The 21,946-nt window shown below is 63.3% G+C and carries 14 protein-coding genes; 6 read left to right on the top strand and 8 right to left on the bottom strand.

The features are described 5' to 3' along the window. The first annotated feature begins 90 nt into the window (after positions 1–90). On the top strand, positions 91–822 hold the full coding sequence (locus JXQ94_RS00435) for a Crp/Fnr family transcriptional regulator (protein WP_421921862.1): 732 nt from the start codon (positions 91–93) through the stop codon (positions 820–822). On the opposite strand, the gene JXQ94_RS00430 is transcribed toward JXQ94_RS00435, so the two are convergent. From JXQ94_RS00430 to zwf, 7 genes are all read right to left on the bottom strand, one after another. Beyond that, positions 796–2,631 carry an adenylate/guanylate cyclase domain-containing protein gene (locus JXQ94_RS00430; protein ID WP_421921861.1) on the bottom strand — a complete coding sequence of 612 codons (1,836 nt, stop codon included), beginning with the start codon at positions 2,629–2,631 and terminating at the stop codon, positions 796–798. The genes JXQ94_RS00435 and JXQ94_RS00430 overlap by 27 nt on opposite strands. A 47-nt stretch (positions 2,632–2,678) precedes the next feature. Beyond that, positions 2,679–3,287, bottom strand: coding sequence for a hypothetical protein (locus JXQ94_RS00425; RefSeq protein ID WP_421921860.1), 609 nt, complete (start codon positions 3,285–3,287; stop codon positions 2,679–2,681). A gap of 56 nt (positions 3,288–3,343) precedes the next feature. Beyond that, entirely contained in the window at positions 3,344–5,389 is a 2,046-nt protein-coding gene (locus JXQ94_RS00420) for a toll/interleukin-1 receptor domain-containing protein (protein ID WP_421921859.1), read from the bottom strand. A gap of 357 nt (positions 5,390–5,746) precedes the next feature. Continuing rightward, positions 5,747–6,577: a DUF3108 domain-containing protein gene (locus tag JXQ94_RS00415; RefSeq protein WP_421921858.1), complete on the bottom strand. Its 831-nt coding sequence runs from the start codon at positions 6,575–6,577 to the stop codon at positions 5,747–5,749. Between the two features lie 63 nt (positions 6,578–6,640). After that, complete coding sequence (edd, locus tag JXQ94_RS00410) at positions 6,641–8,497, bottom strand: phosphogluconate dehydratase (RefSeq protein ID WP_421922664.1); 1,857 nt, start codon at positions 8,495–8,497, stop codon at positions 6,641–6,643. A 28-nt stretch (positions 8,498–8,525) separates the two neighbouring features. Continuing rightward, positions 8,526–9,254 carry a 6-phosphogluconolactonase gene (pgl, locus tag JXQ94_RS00405; RefSeq protein ID WP_421921857.1) on the bottom strand — a complete coding sequence of 243 codons (729 nt, stop codon included), beginning with the start codon at positions 9,252–9,254 and terminating at the stop codon, positions 8,526–8,528. Then, positions 9,238–10,713: a glucose-6-phosphate dehydrogenase gene (zwf, locus tag JXQ94_RS00400; RefSeq protein ID WP_421921856.1), complete on the bottom strand. Its 1,476-nt coding sequence runs from the start codon at positions 10,711–10,713 to the stop codon at positions 9,238–9,240. The genes pgl and zwf overlap by 17 nt, the downstream gene beginning before the upstream one ends. A 203-nt stretch (positions 10,714–10,916) precedes the next feature. Here zwf and hemN point away from each other — a divergent pair, with 203 nt between their 5' ends. The 5 genes from hemN to JXQ94_RS00375 all read left to right on the top strand — a co-directional run bounded on the left by hemN (position 10,917) and on the right by JXQ94_RS00375 (position 20,163). Then, positions 10,917–12,242, top strand: a complete 1,326-nt coding sequence (gene hemN, locus JXQ94_RS00395; RefSeq protein ID WP_421921855.1) for an oxygen-independent coproporphyrinogen III oxidase — start codon at positions 10,917–10,919, stop codon at positions 12,240–12,242. Positions 12,243–12,312: 70 nt separating this feature from the next. Beyond that, a complete protein-coding gene (locus tag JXQ94_RS00390; RefSeq protein ID WP_421921854.1) occupies positions 12,313–14,031 on the top strand; it encodes an autotransporter assembly complex protein TamA in 1,719 nt (572 codons plus the stop codon). Between the two features lie 47 nt (positions 14,032–14,078). Then, on the top strand, positions 14,079–18,119 hold the full coding sequence (locus JXQ94_RS00385; RefSeq protein ID WP_421921853.1) for a translocation/assembly module TamB domain-containing protein: 4,041 nt from the start codon (positions 14,079–14,081) through the stop codon (positions 18,117–18,119). A 96-nt stretch (positions 18,120–18,215) separates the two neighbouring features. Beyond that, positions 18,216–19,184 carry a mechanosensitive ion channel family protein gene (locus tag JXQ94_RS00380; RefSeq protein ID WP_421921852.1) on the top strand — a complete coding sequence of 323 codons (969 nt, stop codon included), beginning with the start codon at positions 18,216–18,218 and terminating at the stop codon, positions 19,182–19,184. 1 nt (position 19,185) lies between these two features. Next, on the top strand, positions 19,186–20,163 hold the full coding sequence (locus JXQ94_RS00375; RefSeq protein ID WP_421921851.1) for a zinc transporter ZntB: 978 nt from the start codon (positions 19,186–19,188) through the stop codon (positions 20,161–20,163). 168 nt (positions 20,164–20,331) lie between these two features. Here the strand turns inward: JXQ94_RS00375 and JXQ94_RS00370 are convergent, their stop codons facing one another. Further along, positions 20,332–21,945 (bottom strand): BCCT family transporter, encoded by a 1,614-nt coding sequence (locus JXQ94_RS00370; protein ID WP_421921850.1) that lies wholly within the window; start codon positions 21,943–21,945, stop codon positions 20,332–20,334. Position 21,946: the final 1 nt, after the last annotated feature.

Here is a 21,946-nt window from a genome sequence, read left to right as displayed (position 1 = left end):
CGCCGGAATGGCGATGAAAAACCGGTCGAGCCACAGGTCAACCGATAGAATTCGCTGGCGTTTTTCACGAAGCTCACTAGGCTTGCCCCGATGTTTCGCCATGAATTCGCGGCCTCTGGCCCGGCGGGAGGCCTCATGCAGCTCGACACGTCCTGGAATGCCGCCCTGCACGATCTGGGTATTGATGGCGTGACAGCTCGCCGGGAGATGGTGGAGCGCGCGGAACAAAACCACGTCGCGGCGGGCACGGTCATCATCGCTCAGGACGAGGCCGATGATCGCGTATTCATTCTGCTCGGCGGGCGCGCCCGCGTCGTACTTCTGTCGGAGAATGGACAGGAAATCTGGCTCGATGCCTTCGAGGCAGGGGCTGTTTTCGGTGAGCTCGCAGCCTTGACCGGAGCCCCGCGAACGTCGGGCATCATTGCCGAAACCGACTGTGATCTCGCGATCTATCACGGCAAGACCTTCTTCGAGTTGATGCATCGGCATGGCGAGATAGGCATCGCCCTCTCGCGCGTCCTGGCGAAGCGAGTTCAGCACACAACCCAGCGCATGTTCGAGCTTTCTGCCCTCTCGGCGCCGGGCCGCATCTATGCCGAGCTGCTGCGCATGTCCCGGCCCGTTGGCTCGGATGGCACGGCGCGGGTGATCGAACCGGCCCCGTCGATGAAGGAGCTGGCCTTGCGCGTAAATTCGACCCGGGAAACGGCCTCGCGCACCATCAATGATCTGCAGCGCAAAGGGCTTCTGGAAAAGTTGAAAGGCCGGATTGAACTGGTCGATCCCGATCAGCTAGACCGGCTTCGCGGGTCGAGCTGATCGGACACGCCGCAACCTGGCGGCGGCCTTTACCGGCAAAGCCCGCAGTGCATAGAGCCTGTGCTCGGGCATGTGGGCGTCGATTCTGATTTGCCCGACATACTCACTGCGAAAGTCGGATGACGACATGGTCAGCGCCGCCGCAAAGGCCTCACTGACGAAAATGGAGCCCGGCACTGTGGCGGCCTCGATCCGGGCAGCAACCGCCACCTGACCGCCAAAGAGTGAGGGACGCTTCTGTAACGGGTCCTCGCCCTCATGAACCGGGCCGAAATGGCCGGCGATGCGAAGCCCCAGCGAAGTCGGCAGGTCCTCGGCGCGCATGTCGATCCCGGCAAAGGCCAACCGAAGGGATTCGGCCGCGCGCGCGGCCTGCTCCACGGTCGTGAAAGCCAGGAACATGCCATCCCCCCAGCTGTCGGCATGAAGAGGCGGATCGGCGAGGGCGTCGCAACACGCCGCCAGCGATTTCAGCACCGACTGGACAAAATGCGGGACGCGATCATCCGGAACCGCCGATGAGCCAGCGATGTCCAGGAAGAGCATGGCCCGCATGGCCGGCTTGAAGCCGGGCTCCAGGCCTGAGGCCTGGGTCTTCGCCGCCATCGCCCGACGCTGACCGGGATAGGCCAGACGCACCTGATCCAGGCCACAACCGGACCAGACCGCGCCATCATGCAGCGTCCCGCAATCGGCGCGAGACCCCTCGGAGTTGGCCTCCTCCGCGATCAGAATTTGCAGCGGACGCGTCGCCAGAACCTGCGCTCGCATACGCGACATGCCCATGGCGACGAGACTCGCGTAATTGATGGTCGCCGGTGACAGGATGCGTCGGTCGCTGGTCAGCTCGGTAATCTTCTCGGCTCGTTCCAGGCAGGCATCGAAGCGGGTCCGCCAGGCGTCACCGAAGGGACGCACGGACGCGTCGACGAAAACCGATACCGGGACGGGCAGGACGAGGTTGAGTTCGCAGCCGCGGGCCAGAGCGGATTCGGCGATGACAATGTCCGATCCGGCAGCCAGGGCGCCATAGACGGCCCCGACATTGTGACGCGCCAGGGTCATGTCGACGAGATCACGCAGCCGGGCCTCCGACCCGAGCGCCAGCTGCCGCTCGCCCTCACCCAGGCCGAAGATATGGCCCGCGAAATGCGCCGGACGTGGCGGCTCCAACGCCTGCAGCCAGCCGGCGTCGAGCCCGAGAACAGACACCAGCAGACGGAGTTGGCGCAAGGTCGTGGCATGGGCCAGATGATTGTCGGGGTCCTGGCGGAACGCCTCTTTAAGCGTGGATCGGGCCGCTGGCAGATCCCCGAGCAGCAAATAGGCCTCGGCCTGGGAGGCATGCCGATAATACGCCTCCTCCGGCGTGGCGGGCGTATTTGCGAAAGTGCCATAGAGAACCTCGCGCGCAAAATTCTCCGCCTGCCCGGGCTCGCCAGCCAGCATGAACATGCTGGCTGCGTTGATCGCCGGGTAATGGCCTCCCGTCCTTGCATGGACATCCGCATATTTGCGGGCGCTCTCGGCAGCCTGGCGCGCAAAGTCCCGACCATGGGCTTCGAGGGCGAGCGCCTTGAGCAGGCGGGCTCCAACCGCCAGGCAATCCTCGTCATGACGGATCTCGGCCAGGCGGTATTCATGATAGGCGGCGAAAGCGCGTTCGAGAGCGCCGGACCGTATCAGGCAAAGAACCGCCCGATGCTTCAGCCAGAAATCGTCAGGGCGGTCCAGGAGACCGTCCTGACACAGGTCATACGCCCGGGCGAGATCGCCCGAATTGAACCGATTGATGATCTGCTCACGCACAGCCGGTCCCCGCTCGCATGCGGCGGCGCAGCGCGTGCAACTGCAGATCAGGGCGGGGTGAGTTCAAGGGCCGGATCGATAATGATCCCCGTTGCCTGGTCACCCGCATCCTGTGACGACTTGATGAAGAGCGCGAACTCATAGGTTTCAGGCTCCTCGACAGGCTTGGTTTGAATCTGGAAGCTGTATGGCTTGCAGTTTTCCCCGTTCAGCATCAGCCAGTCCAGCCCGCAAAACGAGCCTGACGGATCCTTCCCCTTGAATTTGATGCGGGCCGGCTCGAAACCCCAGCCGGGCACATGGACATGAAATATCATGCGCGTGCGTCCATGCGCCGCCTGATCAAACGGACAGGGCATATCGCCAGAGCAAGGCGTCCACATTCCCGCCAATGCAGCGGACACAGCGGTGCGCAAAGTCGACGCATCTGCATTCGAAAAGTCATTCACCGTTTCGGCGAAGATGACGAAGATTTGCGAAATCTCCGCATCGTCAAACATTTCCCGGCCGACATCACTGCCATTCATGACCACGAATCCATTCGTGGCCTGGGCAATGAGGCTGAGTTGGGTCTGCGTCGGAGTCAGACCGCACACACCCTCCAACTCTTCCTGGATTTTCGTCCCGTCAAAAGCGTCCCGGTCGATCACTGCCATATGGATATCCCCCTCTGGCGATTGCCGCATCCGGCCCGCGCGCAGGGCCGGCGATACTATTCTGCGCGAATGAGCGCGTGATCGAGCGACTCACGAGCATAGGCAAGCTCGGCGGCCGAATCGGTTCGAATGCGGTCACGGATGGGCTCGAGTCGGCGAACGATGTCCTCGCGAATACGGTGCGCTTCAGCCGCCTGCCCCTGTGCCTCCAGTGAGTCCGCGAGCGTGTTGGCACCCGCCGCGTAGTAATAGGGCGCGCGTTCCAACGCGCCGTCCCAGTCATCGACCTGACCGAGGGTCGCCAACATGTGTTCGACGGAGGTTTGTGCCGCTTCGAAATCGCCCCGCGCGGCAAATATCCGCCCCTCGATGAGGCTGGCATGCAAACGGCTGACGGCAAATCGCGCGCCCTCCGCGCCGCCCCAGGCGGGATGCGCCATGAAGCCTGTTGCCGCAACATAGGCATCGCGGGCGCCGGTCACATCGCCGCTATAAAGCTCCGCCTGCGCCTGCCAGAGGCGCTGCCTGACAGCGATCAATCGCCATTCCAGATTATCCGGTTCATGCGCGACCAGCGCAGACGCCTCGAGTGCGGCAGATTCGAGAATGGCCAATGCCATGTCGAGATCGTCTTCGGTGGTGGTTTCGCTGGGCGTGATCAACAGGCGCGCCAGGGCGTATTCCGCGGCGATCACATTGCGCCGGACCCGCCAGTCATCAGTGGAGTCGATCCGCCCGCTTTCATAGAGTTCCAACTGCTCATGCAGCACAGCAATCGACGCATCACGACCATCGGTGATCTCCGAAATCGACGCCACCCAGGCGAGACCCTGCGCCAATTCGGTCCAAGCCGCATGCGCGTCGGGCCGGCCGGCGGCGAGAACGCGGAACTGCCTGACCGCTGAGCGCGCCTCGATCAAGGCGTCCGCCCACCGACGCTGGCCAACATAAAGTGATCCGATATTCGAGTGGGCGTAAGCGACCTCGGTCTGCCATTCGAGATTGTCCGGGTCGGCGTCGACAAGTTGATAGGCGAGGTCTCGATATTCAACAAAGCGGCGCTCTGCGCTATCCAGATCACCCCTGCGCCAAGCGAAATATCCAACCCAGTAGGTACTCTGCGCGTGCTCATAGATGCGCTCGGGCATGCTCGGCTCGACCGCAAGGATGCGACTGGTGGATTCATAGGCGATGCGGAAGTGCTGGTAGGCATTGTCCAGATCGCCCTGAGCACTGTCTATCTCACCAAGAAGGTGGAAGGCTCGCGCGCGGCGGCCAAGTTCGTCCGAGGTCATGGTGGCAGCACCCTGGTTGTCGTAATACTCGATCACTTTGGCCCCCACGGCATCGAGCGCATCAAGCCGCCCGACCGGTTCCAGATTATCTCTTAGATCATTCAGCATGAACTCAATAAGGTCCTCGGCCTCGGCCTTGCGCCTCTCCGCCTCGGAACGAGCCGAGAGAGCCAGCAGCGTCAATGCGGCCATGATAGCGGAAAGCAAGACGGACGCGCCTGTGATGGCGGTCACGCGCCTTTGCCGACGCTGGAGGTCGCGCTGGATCAGCTGGTCCAGACTGACACCGACAAGACCGGCGACAAGCTTCAACAGCGCCATGCGCCGCCCGTCAGCTTCGCGCCGCATGTCGGCAGCGACGGGCTCGCTAGCGACGCCATCAGCGCCCGGTTCCAGAAGGGCCGGCGGGAAGCAGGCGAATTGAGGTTCAGCCTCGGGGTCCGCGTCCGGGTCACCCGCCAGAACAGCCGCGAGAATCGTGCCGCCTGGATTGAGCTGACGGTAGGCGCGAATTTCTTCATTCACCCAGCGCGACGCCACCGCATCGGGTGAGCAGACCACGATCAGCGTGCCGGAATTGGCCAGGGCATCACGAACGGAGGCTGTCAGATCACCGGTTGCGGCGAGATCCTCGCGATCGCGAAAAATGGGCGTCAATCGTCGTGGCACCGCCCCGAGCGCTGTCTCGCGGCCGACCAGGTGCGAAGGGACGCGATAGGTCTCGAGCTGCCGGTGCAACGCGCGTGCAAACGCCTGATCTCGATGGCTATAACTGATAAACGCCCGATAGCGCGTGCCCACACTCATCACCTGTTCCCAAATCGCGGACGGCCATCATTGTTGCTTCGCTCGTGTCGTGCAACCGGGAGCGGTGACGGAAGGGCATGGCAAACTCAACTTTCAACACGTTTTCCTTGTCAAACGCGCTGATGCGTAGCGTCCATCGCGCGTTGATCAGGCGATCATGCGACCGCAGGGCGGCCCAATGGCGGCGGGGCGCAAGGCGAAGTTGGGGCTTCGCATGGGCAAGGACTTGCACCCCGCCCCTCCCGGCACAGCAAGCTGATCCCGGGAGTTTGGGGCCGCTCGGTGAGCGGTCCCGTGATTCTACCGGCGAGCGGCCTTGCAACATGTGATCACGATCACGCTATCGAGCTTTTTGAGCTAACCGCCCGGCGCCGGTTCGACACGGAGACCGGTCAGTTCGATCGTCACACCACCAAAGCCCGCCCGGGTGTGCAGACGCACAGGCAGATAGGCTGCGTCTCCGGCAATCGGTGCCAGCCACAGGACCAGCGGGTGGCGCAACTCGGACGCGCTTGGATAGTCTTCCGGATCATAGCCGGAAATCGGTTCATACCAGGCGTGGCAGAGGAGCGCGTCGCCACGCCAGGCGCGCGTCCGGACCCGGTCCGTTCCAACGGTTTCCAGACGAAGGTCATAGCGCGCCTTGCCATCGAAAACGGCGAGACGGCCTTGGCAACCCTCTCCGCCCTCCAGCCGGCGCGACAACTCGAAAAATGCTGTCATCGGGTCAATCACATCCGTCCGGTCGCTATCGCTGGCCGGTGGCACGCCCCAGGAGCCGAAAGGCGGCTCCGCCTCGGAGCGAGCGACAACATCCGAGAACTCTATCCGGACAGAACGGACTTTTGATCCGGTCCGCTCCACGTGTTCATAGACCTGCGGCTCACGCGCCCCATTGCCGCCCTGTCCGGAGACTTCGGCGCGGATATCGAAATCCGTGAAGAGCGCCGCGAGCCCGGCCGCCTCGATATAGCTCTCGGCGGCGTATCCGGCCTCACCGAAACGCGCATCCAGCGTTATCTCGCCGACCTTGAAGAAGAGCACAGACGACGCATATCGGGCCGAAACCCGCACGGCGTCTTGGGCGTTCCCGGGCGCGGGGACGGCCTCATCACTCCCCGCCGCCCCAGGCGCCATACAAAGGCCCAGGCACGTCGCGACAACAAGCCAGACATTACGCGTCGACATCGCAGTCCCCGACACCGGCCAAGCGACCAATTTCGCCTGATCCTGCGGCAGGATGATGGCAGGTCAGGCCGGAATCAATGCGTCATCGCGCTGCGAGGCGACAGCGAGGTCGGGAATAGCGAGCGCGCCCTCCTCTGCAGGGCCAGCGAGTTGACGAAAGCCGGAGAAGAGCTCACGGCCCATGCCGATCTGCACGGCAGAGGGCGGGGTCGCCAGTGCGCGCGCGTCAAACCCGTCCGCCTCGATCCCAAGCGTCCCGGCGACCGCATCAAGCCGAACGATATCGCCGTCGCGAACCCGCGCCAGCGGGCCACCCAATGCCGCTTCCGGGCTGACATGTATCGCCGCCGGCACCTTGCCGGAGGCGCCCGACATGCGGCCGTCGGTGACCAGTGCCACCTTGAAGCCCCTATCCTGCAATGACCCCAAGGCCGGGGTCAGCTTGTGCAGCTCCGGCATGCCATTGGCGCGCGGCCCCTGGAAGCGCAGGACCGCAATGAAGTCCCGATCCAGATCGCCCGCCTTGAAGCGATCGAGGAAACTTTCCTGACTCTCAAAGACAAGGGCGGGGGCCTCGACGATGCGATGTTCCAGCTTCACGGCCGAGACCTTGATCACCGCGCGACCAAGGGCCCCATCGAGCAGTTTGAGGCCGCCGTCGGCAGAAAAGGGCTCGGACACGGGCCGCACAATTTCGAGATCGCCGGACTCAGCCGCGGCGGGTTGCCATTTCAACCCGTCTCCATCGGGGAAAGCGTCGCTGGCATAGGCGCGCAGCCCGTCGCCCATCACGGTCTTCACATCCTCATGCAACAGGCCGGAATCGAGCAATTCGCGGATGACGTAGCCGAGCCCGCCAGCGGCATGGAAATGGTTCACATCGGCCGGACCATTCGGATAAACACGGCAAAGGAGCGGGGTGACATCGGCCAGAGAATCGAAATCGGTCCAGTCGACCAGGATGCCGGCCGCCCGCGCAATGGCGATCAGGTGGATGGTGTGATTGGTCGAGCCGCCCGTGGCGTGCAGGCCGACAATCGCATTGACGATGGCCTTCTCGTCGACGATCTCGCCCATCGGCGCGTAAGCGTCCTGGTCAGCCGTAATCGCAGCAGCACGCTGGGCCGCAGCGCGCGTGAACGCCTCGCGCATCGGGTCAGCGGGATTGACGAAAGCGGCGCCGGGAATGTGCAGCCCCATGATTTCCATCAGCATCTGATTGGAATTGGCCGTTCCGTAGAAAGTACACGTGCCCGGCGAGTGGTAGGACTTGCTTTCGGCTTCCAGCAAGGCGTCACGCCCCACCTTGCCCTCGGCAAAGAGCTGACGGACCTTTGCCTTTTCCGGATTGGGCAGACCCGACCGCATGGGGCCGGCCGGCACGAAAATCACCGGCAGATGGCCGAAGCGCAATGCGCCGATCATCAGGCCCGGCACGATCTTGTCGCACACGCCGAGGCAGAGAGCGGCATCGAACATGTTGTGGGACAGCGCAACGGCGGTCGACATGGCGATCACATCGCGGCTGAACAACGAGAGTTCCATACCCGGCTGACCCTGGGTGACGCCGTCACACATGGCCGGCACGCCCCCGGCGATCTGGCCGACCGCGCCGACCTGGTTCAGCGCCTTCTTGATGATATCCGGATAGGGTCCGAAGGGCTGGTGAGCGGAGAGCATGTCATTATAGGCGGTGACGATGCCGACATTGGCCCAGCCACCATCCTTGAGTGCCCGCTTGTCGGCGCCGCCACAGGCAGCAAAACCGTGCGCGAGATTCCCGCAGGACAAAGTCGACCGGTTGCGGCCGTTTTCGCGGGCGGCAGCAATCTGGGCGAGATAGGCCGACCGGGTCGGGGCACTGCGCTCGCGAATGCGGTCGGTGACGGCGCGAAGGGTCGCGTTGATGGTCTGGGTCATCATCAGTCTTCCGTTCAGGCGAACGCGCTCAGCGCGTCCAGTGAATTTCGGGTCGATCGTCCGGCGAGCGCAGGAGCGCGCGGATCGGCATGTCGGCGACGGACCCCGCTTCAAGCGCGGCGTCGAGGGCGCGTTTCTTGCCGTCACCAGCGATCAGGAGAAGGCTGAGTCCGGCGCCGGCCAGAGCCGATCGGGTCAGCGTAATGCGATCCGTATGAGCCCCCGTCACGGTCGTCTGCTTGGCCCGAATGGCAGCAATCGGCGACCCGGTTTCGGCAAGGGCTTCATCCAGCCCATCGGCACGCGGGAACCAGGACGCCGTGTGACCATCCTCACCCATGCCCAGGATCAGGACGTCCGGCGGAAAGTTCAGCCCGGCCAGGCGGGTGTGTAGTTCCGGAAGTCCGTCCAGTGGCGTCTCGCCGGGCGCTTTCAACCCGACGAGGCGCGCTTGCGCGGCTGGGCCGGTCATCAAGGTGGACTGAAGGAATGTCTCGTTGGAACCGGGCTCGCCCAGCTCCACCCAGCGCTCATCGACCAGGACCACCGTCACCTTCGACCAGTCGATCGCCACACCGGACAGCCGACGATAGAGCCCCTCGGGTGTCGAGCCGCCAGAGACAGCAAGAACCGCCTCTCCACGTTCAGCGATCGCCGCGGCAAGCCGATCCGCAACCGGCTTGGCCAGCGCTTCTGCCATGGCGGCCTTGTCGGCATGTTCGGTGAGGTCAGGGCGCGGCTTATCGGTCAAGGCCATCAAACCATTCCCTTTCCTCGCGAGCCAGCAGCAGCGCGGACTGGGTCGGACCATCAGTCCCGGCCTGGTAGCCATACAGCTTGGATTGACTGTCCTCCCAGGACTGGATGATACCGTCGACCCAACGCCAAGCCGCCTCGACCTCGTCGCGGCGCATGAAGAGGCTGAGATTGCCGCGCACGACCGCCATCAGGAGGCGCTCATAGGCGTCCGGATAATCCTGCTCGAAGTGCTCGGCATAGGCCAGGTTGAGCGGGACATAGCGCAAGCGCAGGCCACCCGGACCCGGGTCCTTGGTCATCAGCATCAGCCTGACGCCCTCATCGGGCTGCAGGCGGATGACCAGTCGGTTGGGATGCATGGCCCCTTCGGCCGCGCCGACGACATCATGCGGAATGGGTTTGAACTGGACAATGATTTCAGATCGCCGCGATGCCATCCGTTTTCCGGTACGCAAATAGAAGGGCACGCCTGCCCAGCGCCAGTTATCGACATGCGCGCGCATGCCAACGAAAGTCTCTGTCTGCGTGGCCTGACCGACTTCGTCGGCATAGCCGGGGACACTCTCCCCCTCGACAGCGCCAGCCTGATACTGACCGCGAACCACGTCCTGATTGACGTTGGACGCGGTTACCGGCCGCAGAGCCTTGAGCACTTTGAGCTTTTCCGTACGCACGGCATCCGGATCGAGCGAGGCAGGGGGCTCCATCGCCACGAGACAGGCGAGCTGAAGGAGGTGGTTCTGGACCATGTCCCGCAAAGCACCGGAGCGATCATAATAGCTCGCCCGTTTGCCCGCGCCGAGGGATTCCGCGACCGTGATCTGGACATGATCGATCCCGTTCGCATTCCAGATCGGTTCGAAAAGGTAATTGGCGAAGCGCAGGATGAGCAGATTCTGGACGGTTTCCTTGCCCAGATAATGATCGATCCGGAAGATATTGTTTTCCTTGAAAACCTCACCAACCTTGTCATTGATCGCGCGGGCGGTGTGGTAGTTTGACCCGATCGGTTTTTCCAGAACGATGCGCGCATTGGGCGTGTTCAGCTTGTGAGCCGCCAATCCGGCGCAGATCGGCCCGTAGATCGAGGGCGGCAGAGCCAGATAATAGAGTCGGATCTTGCTCTCATCCGGATCGAGCGCTGCGGCCAGGTTTTCCCAGCCCGCCGTCTCACTGGTCGCATCGACGGATACATAGGTCAGGCGGGCGGAGAACTTGCCCCAGGACGCCCGGCGCTCGGCCGATGTCTTTGCGGTTATCACATGGGTTGCCGCCATCTCCTGGAAGGCGGCCGATTCCATGGAGTCGCGCGACGCACAGATGATGCGACTGTCATCGGTGATCTGCCCGTCGCACCAGCGATGGAAGAGCGCCGGGATCAATTTGCGCAAGGCCAGATCCCCAGTGGCACCGAAAACAACAATATCAAAGGGTTCGACGGGAACGAGTTCGGCCATATCCGGCTTCCTGCTTGACGCGCCGTATCGTAGGAGCGTCGCGTTCTACAATGATGTTACCCCTAACATGAGGCAGGCGAACGGTCGACCTCGATCTCCATATTATCGCCTGTCAGGGCAATTATCGCATGCGCGCTTTGGGCGCATCCACCAAAAGAGCGCGGGTGGATAATCTCCCAGCAAATTTGTGGAGATTGACGACGATGATCGAGAACGCTCCGCGCTTCCTGGTCCAGTATGCGCTGGAAACGGTGCCGCGCTACACCTCTTATCCGCCAGCGACCGGCTTTCATGACGGTGTGGGCTTTCAGAACTGGTCGGACTGGATGCTCCGACAACCGACAGGCTCAAACCTGTCGCTCTACATCCACATCCCGTTCTGCAAATCCATGTGCTGGTATTGCGGTTGTCATACGACCATCCCCAATCGTCATGACCGTATTGCCCGCTACCTCGAAGCGCTCGACGCCGACATTCGGCGTCGGGCCGGTTATGCACCGGTCGGCAGCCGCGTCACGTGCATCCACTTTGGCGGCGGCTCGCCGGACATGCTGGAACCGGCTGAATTTGCGCGCATCATGGCCCGCCTGCGCGAGCGCTTCACGATCACCAGCGATGCTGAGATAGCGGTCGAGCTCGACCCGCGGGGTGTCACGACGGAGTTGTGCACGACCATGGCCGACCATGGCGTGAACCGGGCCAGCCTCGGCGTGCAGGATCTGTCCAGCGAAGTCCAGCTTCTGATCAACCGAATCCAGCCCCGCGCCATGGTCCAGGCTGCCGCCCACATGCTGCGCTCTGCCGGGATCCGGGCCATCAATATGGACATGATGTATGGTCTGCCCGCGCAGTCCCGCGAACGCGTTGTCACCACGGCCACAGCGCTGGCGGAGATGGGGGCGGACCGTATTTCCGTCTTCGGATATGCCCATGTGCCCTGGTTCAAGAAACATCAGCGGGCCATCCCTGACTCCCGCCTGCCCGGAGCGTCGGAACGTTTCGAGCAGATGCTGGCGGCCGCCGCGACCCTTGGTGACGCCGGATATGACGCGATCGGCTTTGACCACTACGCACGCCCCGACGACCCGCTCGCTATCGCCGCCGCCAAAGGCACATTGCGGCGCAACTTCCAGGGCTACACGACAGATTCCTGCGACCTCCTCATCGGACTCGGCGCCTCGGCCATCAGCGAGACGCCGCAGGGTTATGTCCAGACCATCGCCGATCCGGTGCGATATGCAGAGGCCGTCATGTCAGGCGCCGACATGCTGGCGCGCGGGGTGGAACGATCGCCGGCCGAATTTGCCACCGCAACACGCCTTGCGGATCTGTTGTGCCGCTTCGAAACCGAGCTGGCCCCGACCGACAATGTGGACGCCCTCGCGCCCCTTGTCGCGGAGGGACTCGTACAGATCGAATCCGGGCGCCTCGTCGTCACGGCGCTCGGCAGGCCCTATGTGCGCAATATCGCGGCCCGTCTCGACCCGGCGCTCCAACTCGCCGAAAATCGCCACAGCACCGCAGTCTGACGCCAAAAAAGAGGGGACAGCGCGTTTCACGGGCCTTATAAAACGGGATTACTTTCCAAGGTGACCCGGTTTGAAAGCCGCCCTCCTCCCAGCCCTCGTCCTTTTGACCTGTTCGGTGGCGCACGCCGAGCCGCTGGCCCGTGTCCAGGGCGTCCGCGATCCGAACCTCCTGGCAGCGCTCGAGCTCGCCATCGGTGAGCGCGACACGGCGCCGGACACGCCCGCGACCAGCGCCATGCGCGATGCCCGGACCGCCGCGGACCGGGCACGTCGCCTGCTGCGCTCGCGCGGCTATTACGCGGCCCGGGTAGATACTTTCGTCGATGATTCCGGCAACGCCCGGCTGCGTGTCCTGCCGGGTCCCCAATTCACGATCGGCCAGCTAGATGCCCAGACCGGTGGCGATATGGACGCCAGAACGCACGCGCTCGCGGCGATGGGTCTGGCAAACGGAAGCCCATTGCTGGCCCAGAGCGTCATTGATGCCGAGGCACGCGGACTTCGCGCTCTGCAGAATGAAGGCTGGCCGGACGCGAGCCTCCTCGAGCGCGAAGTGGTGATTGACCACGCCGGTTCCGACGGTTTGATCACCTTCAGGTTCGAGCCCGGCCCGTTCTCACGCTACGGCGACATCAGCCGAGAAACCGCTGGCTGGAACCCGCAATTCATCGCTCGCATCTCTCCACTCGAGCGCGGTGGAACCGCCTCACGCGAAGACATGCTGGGCTATCAGCGGCGACTCGACAGTCTGGCCAGCGTACGCGCGGCCCGGGTCACGCTCGGCACGCCGGTCGCGGGTAGCGATGCGCGCACTGTCGAGGTCGAGCTGACCGCCGCCGATCGCCATACGGTCGAAACCGGCTTGCGTTATTCGACCAGCGAAGGCGCTGGCGCGGATCTGCGCTGGATCCGGCGCAACGTCTTTGGCAGCGATGAAACCCTGACCTTGTCGAGCACACTCGCGACGCTGAACCAGTCCGCGACTGCCCGCCTGGAACGCCCGCACTGGCGCCGTTATGCCCAGACACTTTTCCTGCATTCTGGCCTCACCCGCGAAACCACCGATGCTTACGATCAGGATGAAATCGAAGCGGGAATCGAGATCACCCGCCGGTCCGGCGAGCGCCGAGTCTACGGCGCGGGCCTGTCGCTCGACAGCTCGCGGATCACCGATGCCGTGGGCGAGCGTGATATCGTCACCGCCGCCCTCGATCTGAGTGGCGGATATGACAGCCGCAATGATGCGCTCGACCCGACGAGCGGCCTTCGGGCCAGTTTGCGCGTCACCCCCGCCATCACTTTCGGCGATGAGGACGGACGGTATGTCCGCGTCGAAGGCCGCGCCTCGGGCTATTACCAACTGAACGACGGGCTGGTAGCAGCCGTCCGCGCCCGGGTCGGCTCGATCCTGGGGACATCGGCGACGACGCTTGCCGCCGATGACCGCTTTTTTGCCGGTGGCGGAGGATCAGCCCGCGGATTCGAGTATCAATCGCTGAGCCCTACCGGATCGGATGGCGAGCCCTTTGGTGGCCTGTCCGTTGTCGAACTGAGCACGGAATTGCGGTGGCGGGTGACGCCGGAATGGGGGGCAGTCGCCTTCATCGACAATGCCATCGCCTCTGACCTGAACGCACCAGAATTCGGCGGCATGCGCAGTGCAGTCGGGATTGGCGCCCGCTATTATTTCGACTTCGCGCCGGTCCGCATCGATCTCGCCACGCCGCTGGATCGCCGCACGGGCGAGCCCGGCTTCCAGATATATCTCAGCCTTGGGCAGGCCTTCTGAACATGGCACTGCCCGCCCTGATACGCCGCATAGCGCCCCTCGCCGGCATGACACTGCTCATCCTCGCCCTGATGGCGGTCGGGTTGCGCCTTGCAGCCGGGAGTTCGCCGGGACGATGGCTGGCCCACAGCCAGCTCGATGGGCGTGATATTCCCGGCCTCGGTCGCGTCAGTGTGTCCGGATTGAGCGGGGATCCGCTCGCCCGCCTGCATATCGACACGCTGACCCTGCATGATGATGAGGGCATCTGGCTGACGGCGGAAGACATCACGCTGGACTGGCAGGCCCGCAGCCTGATCTCACGGCCGATCCGGATCAATGAACTGACCATTGCGCAGGTCTCGGTGGACCGCCGGCCGGTTCTGGCGCCGTCGGAATCAGAGAGCCCGCCCGGCTCCGGCGGAGACGTCCCCACGCCACCGGCAATCGATCTCGGCGCCCTCGCCCTTTCCCGCCTGATCCTGGTCGAAGGTCTCGCCGGACCAGCCGCCGAGTTATCGCTCCAGGCCTCGGCACGCCTGCGGCCGGAAACCAGCCGGATCACGCTCGACGCAATCAGGCTTGATGCACCGGGCGACCAACTGAGCGCCGCGTTCATGCTGTCGGCCGACCAGGTCTCCGGAACGCTGAGTGCCACTGGCGAGGCCGACGGCACGCTGGCCGCGCTCTTGCGCATGTCAGGCCGCCCGGTGCGACTGGACGGTCGTGTTGAGGGCGCTGCCGATGGCGGACGCGGTTCGATCGAGTTGCTGGCGGACGATCAGGTCTGGGCTCAGGCTGATCTCGCGTGGGATGCGGCCAGTTGGACCACAAGCTCGCAGGTCCAACTCGCCAATTGGGGTCTGGTTCCTGATCCGCTTGCTGCAGAAATCGAGACCGTCACGGCAATGGCATCAGGCCGCCGGGCAGAAACCCTCACCATCGATACGGTATCGCTTGAAAGTCGCGGCAGCCGCGTCACCCTGCGCGAGGTCACCGCTCCGGAAATCCTCGCCGACTATACGATCAGCCCCGCTCTCCTCGAGCGGGTGTCAGCGGGTCGAGTCACGGTGGACTCACTGACGGGACAAGCTGCCATCCGTCGCGGAGAGGCCCCCAGCATCGTTTTCTCACCCGATCTTCAGGGCCTCGCTTTCGACCCGCTCGGCGCGGAGCAGCTCAGTGGACGGGTCGAGATCAGCCTCCCCGGCGGCAACCCGCAGCTGGACATCGACATCGAGATCGCGGGGCTGATGACAGGCCAGGCGGATGCAGACCGTCTGCTCGGCGAGACCCTTCGGATCAACGGACGCCTCCTTGATCGCGGTCGCGAAACCGGATGGCAGGCCCAGCCCGGCTTCTCGCTGAGCACGCCGTCCCTCACGCTCACCGCAAACGGCCATTTGCCGCCCGGCGAGAGCTGGCCGATCGGCGCAGCCCAGATCGCGGTTACAGAGACCCGGCATTTGCACGACATGCTGGGCGGCCCGGTCGCAGCGCGCCTCACATTCTCCGCGAACCGGAGGCTGACCGCCGAAATCGACGCCGGCGCCATCTCCTGGCCGGAGAGCACACAGGGTCTTCTCGACGGTTTGCAAGCGGAGTTTGACTTGTCGGGAAGCGATGATGGGTGGACGGTTTCACGTTTGAATGCCCACAGCCCGGCGATCGACCTCACCCTGACTGGCGATGCGCGCGACGCACAGAACTGGCAGGTTGGCGGCGACCTTGCCCTGGTCGGCGCGCTTCCCGTTTCGGCCACCGAGATCGAGGGTGGCCTTGCCACAGCTTTCCGCCTGGTCCGCGACCCCGATGCGCTTCGGATCCGGGCGGTGACCACTGCCCGCCGTTTGCAGGCGGGACCGTTGGATCTGCGGACGCCCCGCCTTGGGGTACGCGGTCAGCTGGGCGAACGCTCCGAACCGACACGCCTGGAATGGGTGTTCTCCGCAGAAGACCAGGCCGGAACGGCACTGGCAATGAACGGGCAGGTGGAGTCCATGGCGGAGCGGTTGGCACTGACCGTGGCCAGCGGTCAATTCGGGGATGCCCGGTTTGAAGGATCCGCTGGCATCGAGGATGACGACCTGGTGGTTACCCTCAACGCCGTGCGGGACGAATTGATGGCGCTCAATGCCAGCTATTCTGGTCGGACAGATGATCTGCTGGCGGGCCGGGTTGACGCCGAACTGACTCTGGAATCCCAGCGACTTGGTGCGGCTGACCTCAATGCCGCCAGCCTGACCCTCGCAGGTCCGCTGTCCGGCATGGCACTTGCGGCCAGCGCCGATGGCCGCATGCGGTCGAATGTCGATCTCAGCGCGACCGGGACTGCCGCAGTGGATGCGAACGGAATCGCCATCAGCCTCTCCCCATCCGGCAAGTGGGCCGCCCATAACTGGACGACGCTCGAACCCATTCGCTTTGCCACCGGCGCCGACGGTGTCATTGCATTCGCTTCTTTCACACTGGGCGGCGGACGTCTCGATCTCGATCTGCAGACGGCCGGCATCAACCCGATTGCGAGCCTCACAATCGACAGCCTGCCTGTCAGTGTGCTGTCTGACATTGCCGCCATGCCGGCCACCCAGGGCATGCTCTCCGGCGCCGCTGATCTGCGCCAACGCGACGGAGTCTGGCGCGGGTCGGCGCAATTGGTCGCCAGCGATCTGCTCGCGGGGGATTTGCCTGACATGCCCGCAATGAACATGGTCATGACCGCATCGCTGCAGGACGAAGCCAGCGCCAGCCTTCGCCTGACCGGCGGAGGCCTGGAGGCCGGTGGGGACCTCAATCGCGCCGGTCCGACCATCAACATTGCCAGGCCGCAGGGCGAAACGGATGCGCCCCTGTCCGGCCAGATCACCGCCAATGGGGAGTTGATTGCCCTGGCAGCACTGTTTCTGCCGTCGGACATCCTGATGGACAGCGGCCGCATCGACAGCGCCTTCGTCGTCTCCGGCACTGTCGGCGAGCCGCGGCTGAACGGCACCGCGTCCCTGCGCGACGGCCAGATCAATGCCACCACGGCCGGCAGCCTCGTAACCGCGGTCGAGCTGGATCTCACCCTTACCGAGAACAGCGCCGAGCTAACCCGCTTTTCAGCCTCCGACAATCGCGAGGGCCGGCTTTCCGGCAGCGGGCGCCTGGCACTGGACCCGCAAGGGGAGGCGCGCGGAAGCGGTCTCTTCACCTTCGATCGCTTCGTGGCCGTCCGACGCCCTGAGCTGACCTTGCAGGCAAGTGGAGATCTCACGCTGACACTCGACGAAGCAGGCTTGCTCGTCAGCGGCGAAAGCCGGATCGACCAGCTCCGCACCCAGCCGACACTCAATGGAGCGGGCTCCATTCCGCAATTGCATGTGGTCGAGATCAATCTGCCCAAGGACAGGCGCGTCGCCAGCGAAACACGCCTCCCGATCCGACTTGATTACCGGGTCCGGGCAGAGAATGGACTCTATGTCTCCTCGCGCGCCTTTTCGTCGGAATGGGGCGTTGATCTGCATGTCACCGGCCCGGAGTCCAAACCGTCGCTGAACGGCACGGCCAATCTGGTTGGCGGAACGGCCTTTGTCTTCAACCGCCGTTTCAGTCTTGCAAGCGGTGTCGTCACCTTCGACGGCGCGCCGAGCGATGCCCGGGTCGACCTGACCGCCGTGCACAGCCGCACCGGTTTCCGCGCCTCGGCCCGGGTTGAGGGCTCGGTGCAGGCTCCAACCATTACGCTGTCCAGCGACCCGGCCCTACCCGAAGACGAGATCCTCGCCCGCCTCCTCTTCGATCAGTCGGTCAGTGAGCTGGGTGCCTTCGAGGCCGCTCAGCTCGCGGCGCAACTGTCCGGCCAGAACCTGCTCGACATCGTCGGGCAATTGCGTGACCTGGCCGGCATAGACCGCCTCGACATCTCGACCAATGAAGACGGCAATCTCTCGGTCGTGGGCGGGCGGCGCTTCGGTGACAATGTCTATGTCGAGGTCGGCAGCAATGGGGCCGCCGCGATCAATGAGGCTCTCATTGAGTGGTCGTTGACGGCCGATTTGTCTGTGCTGTCGCGCGTCTCGGCCGATACCGACGCCTCTGTCGCCATACGCTGGCGCCGCGATTACTGAGGCCTCGCACGCGCTTGCCTCACGCAGTCACGCAGAGTACGGATTGAGACAGACCAGCGAACCATTGACCGCTGCTCCCATCGGAAAGACGCGCGCATGAAGACTTTCTTGCTGTCCCTCATCAAGCCGAGCGGCGCGTGGGCGGGCATCTTGCTGTTCATCACTCTGGCTGCGACGGTTTATGCCAGCACGACAGGGCATCTCGACATCGCGCGCGAATATCTCGGGGCGCCCATGCTGACCTTCTCTGTCGGCAGCCTCTCGATCAACGCCTATGACGCGTTGCGCGGAATGCTGGTGCTTGTCCTGGTCTTCTGGACCACCGCCATCATCTCGGCTCTGGTGGAAGGCCGGTTGAAAAAATTGACCCGGATGCGGACCACGACGCGCATCCTGATCACCAAAATCTTTCAGATCGCGCTCTACGTCATAGCCTTCCTCGTGACGATGGACCTGATCGGCCTGGACCTGACCACCCTGACCATCTTCTCCGGCGCGCTCGGTATCGGACTCGGCTTTGGCCTGCAAAAGATCGCCTCGAACTTCATTTCAGGCCTCATCCTTCTGCTGGAACGGTCAGTCGAGCAGGACGATCTGATCGAATTGCCGGACGGCGTAACCGGCTTCGTGCGCAAGTCGAGTGCGCGCTACACGCTCATCGAGACCGTCGATGGCAAGGAAATTCTGGTTCCCAACGAGGACCTGATCACCAATCGCGTCACCAATTGGACGCTGACCAATACGCGCGGCCGGATCGAAGTCGCCGTCGGTGTATCCTACGGCGCCGACCTGGAGCAGGCCCAGGCGCTGATCCTCGAAGCCGCGCGTGAACATCCATCGACGATCGATGACCCGGCGCCACAATGCTTCCTGCGCAATTTCGGCGACAGCTCGGTCGACTTCACCCTCCTTTTCTGGATCGAAGATGTTGTAAAAGGGCGATGGGCGCCCCAGAGCGAGGTCATGTTCACGATCTGGCGCAAATTCCGTGATGCCGGAATTGAGATTCCATTTCCGCAGCGCGATGTGCATCTCAAGTCATCATCATCTCCGACGGAGGCCTGAGATGACGGATGGCGCCGAAATTCTTTACGCCGCCTCGATCACGGGCGATGGCAACGCCCATCAATTGCGCGGCGACGCCGTCGCTCACGAGATTCAGGGTGAAGCCCTCGCCTGGGTGCATCTGGATGCCGGTCATGACACGTCGCGCAAATGGATCGAGCGCGAGCTCCACTATCTCGACCCGCTGATCATTGATGCCCTGCTGGCCGAAGAAACGCGGCCGCGCCTGCTCGAGTTCGAGCAGGGTGCCATGATGATCCTGCGCGGGGTCAATCTGAATGCCGACGCCCAGCCGGAAGACATGGTCTCGATCCGGCTCTGGGTTGATCCGCATCGCGTCGTCTCCGTGCAACGACGCCCGCTCAAGGCGGTGAAGGATATCCAGGACCGGCTCGCCTCGGGCAATGGCCCCAAGGATTCCGGCGATTTCATAGGTCTCCTCTCGGCCCGCCTTTTCGAGCGTATGGAGCCGGTGATGACCGAGCTGCATGAGCGTCTCGACGAGATCGAGGAGCGAGTGATGGAAGACCCGTCCACCTCTGAAAGACAAGCCATCACGGCACTGCGCAAGCAAGCCATCATCTTCCGTCGCTATTTCGCACCCCAGCGTGATGTGATCGCCTATCTGAGGACATCAGAGCTCGGCTGGCTGTCCACGGCCCACCGACGGCGCCTGCAGGAAAACCTGGATCGCATTACCCGCTATCTGGAAGATCTCGACGCCATTCGGGAACGGGCCCAGATCGTCAAGGACGAGCTGGCCAATGCGCTGGCCGACCGGATGAACAAGAATCTGTACGTCCTGTCGCTGATCGCGGCGATCTTCCTGCCGCTCGGCTTTCTGACCGGCCTTCTGGGGATCAATGTCGGCGGGATACCCGGTGCGGACCTGCCCAGCGCTTTCTGGATCTTCCTCGCCATTTTGACCGCGATAAGCGCGGTCCAGATCTGGGTTTTCCGCCTGTTGAAATGGCTCTGAACCAGACGTTTGCCCGACTGTCACAGCGACGGGTGGCGGACCGAACCCGAAAACCGGCCCACTGAACGGCGCCAAACTCGCAAACGAAAGCCTTGTCAGGCGCTCACTCCTCCACCTCCCGCCGCCTCGATCATGCCGACGCGGCGGGCGAAAGGCCTGCTGCCAGCCTCAGGCCTCGGCCTCGCTGGTTTTTGCTGATGTGGCCGCGGCGGACTCGATCGACCGGAGGGCACGCAGATCGGACCAAAGTCCTTTCCACAAACTGAAGCAGCACACGAGCAGAACCACGGTAAAGGGCAAGCCTGCGGTGATCGCACCGGCCTGCAACCCCTGCAGCGCCTGGGCTCCGCCGCCATAGAGCAATACGGCCGCCACCAGACCCTCGATCAGCGCCCAGAAAATGCGTTGCGGGACTGGAGCATGCAGCTTGCCGCCCGCGGTTATGGAGTCGATCACCAGGGAACCCGAGTCCGAAGAGGTCACGAAGAACACGAAAACCAGGACGATCGCGATACCTGATGTGATCGCGGCAAACGGCATTTGATCCAGCATCTGGAACAGGACCAGCGAAACATCATCGACGCCGTTGGCCAACTCCCCGATGCCGTTCTCGAACTGGAAGATCGCTGTCTCACCGAAGGTCGAAAACCAGCCGATGGTAATCAGGAAGGGAACGAAAATCACTGCGACCAGGAATTCCCGGACCGTTCGCCCCTTGGACACGCGGGCGATGAACATGCCGACAAAAGGCGACCAGGAAATCCACCAGGCCCAGTAAAAGATCGTCCAGCCGTGGAACCATTCGGTATCCTCGCGACCGACCCAATTGGACAAGGGCAGGAAGTCACTGACATAGGCCACCGTATTGTCCCAGAAGCCGGTCACGATCAGCATGGTCGGCCCGACAATGAAGACGAAGAGCAAGAACACGCCGGCCAGGATCATGTTGATGTTGGACAGGACCTTCACACCGCCATCGAGTCCGCGCACCACCGAGATGATCGCGACCGAAGTAATACAGGCGATAACAACGATTTGAGTCATGATGCCCGGATCGATGCCGAACAGGAAATCCAGCCCGCTCGCCACCTGTTGCGCACCCAGGCCGAGTGATGTGGCCAGGCCGAACAGGGTCGCGATCACCGCCAGAAAATCGATCAGGTGTCCCGGCCACCCCCAAATTCGGTCGCCGAGGAGCGGATAGAAAGCGGACCGGACGGTGAGCGGCAAACCTTTTGAGAAGGTAAAGTAAGCCAGCGCCAGTCCCAGCACTGCATATATGGACCAGGCGTTGAGACCCCAATGGAACATGGTGGCACTGAGCGCCAAGCGGGCAGATTCCTCTGACCCGGCCTCGACCCCGAGCGGCGTGCCGAACCAGTTCGTATGATAGGCTAACGGCTCCGCAGCCCCCCAGAACATCAGACCGATTCCAATCCCCGCCGAAAACAACATGGCAAGCCAGGATTTCGTCGAGAAGTCAGGCTTGGCGTCGGTCCCGCCGATGCGCAAACGGCCGAGGGGCGATACCATCACGACCAGGCAGAAGAGGAAGACGAAATTCACGCCGAGCACGAAGAACCAGTCAAAGGTCGCCAGAACCCAGTCGCGCGAAGCAATCATCGCCGCGGACATCATCTCGGGTAGGAGAACCGCGCACGCGACGAATGCGATCATGGCGACCGCAGAGACAAAGAAGACTGGATTGTGCACATCAAGCCCGAGCAGGGACACATTGTCCTGTCCGGTCTCGTAATCGGTCTTGTAATGGCGTCGGGGCATG

Source organism: Maricaulis maris (assembly GCF_049116555.1).
In the GTDB taxonomy this organism is placed as follows: domain Bacteria; phylum Pseudomonadota; class Alphaproteobacteria; order Caulobacterales; family Maricaulaceae; genus Maricaulis; species Maricaulis maris_C.
This window is presented reverse-complemented; position numbering and strand designations above follow the sequence as displayed.

Coding starts and splice junctions, on each gene's coding strand:
- JXQ94_RS00435 (WP_421921862.1), top strand. CDS start 91: ATGTTTCGCCATGAATTCGCGGCCTCTGGCCCGGCGGGAGGCCTCATG.
- JXQ94_RS00425 (WP_421921860.1), bottom strand. CDS start 3,287: ATGGCAGTGATCGACCGGGACGCTTTTGACGGGACGAAAATCCAGGAA.
- JXQ94_RS00420 (WP_421921859.1), bottom strand. CDS start 5,389: ATGAGTGTGGGCACGCGCTATCGGGCGTTTATCAGTTATAGCCATCGA.
- JXQ94_RS00415 (WP_421921858.1), bottom strand. CDS start 6,577: ATGTCGACGCGTAATGTCTGGCTTGTTGTCGCGACGTGCCTGGGCCTT.
- edd (WP_421922664.1), bottom strand. CDS start 8,497: ATGACCCAGACCATCAACGCGACCCTTCGCGCCGTCACCGACCGCATT.
- pgl (WP_421921857.1), bottom strand. CDS start 9,254: ATGGCCTTGACCGATAAGCCGCGCCCTGACCTCACCGAACATGCCGAC.
- zwf (WP_421921856.1), bottom strand. CDS start 10,713: ATGGCCGAACTCGTTCCCGTCGAACCCTTTGATATTGTTGTTTTCGGT.
- hemN (WP_421921855.1), top strand. CDS start 10,917: ATGATCGAGAACGCTCCGCGCTTCCTGGTCCAGTATGCGCTGGAAACG.
- JXQ94_RS00385 (WP_421921853.1), top strand. CDS start 14,079: ATGACACTGCTCATCCTCGCCCTGATGGCGGTCGGGTTGCGCCTTGCA.
- JXQ94_RS00380 (WP_421921852.1), top strand. CDS start 18,216: ATGAAGACTTTCTTGCTGTCCCTCATCAAGCCGAGCGGCGCGTGGGCG.
- JXQ94_RS00375 (WP_421921851.1), top strand. CDS start 19,186: ATGACGGATGGCGCCGAAATTCTTTACGCCGCCTCGATCACGGGCGAT.
- JXQ94_RS00370 (WP_421921850.1), bottom strand. CDS start 21,945: ATGCCCCGACGCCATTACAAGACCGATTACGAGACCGGACAGGACAAT.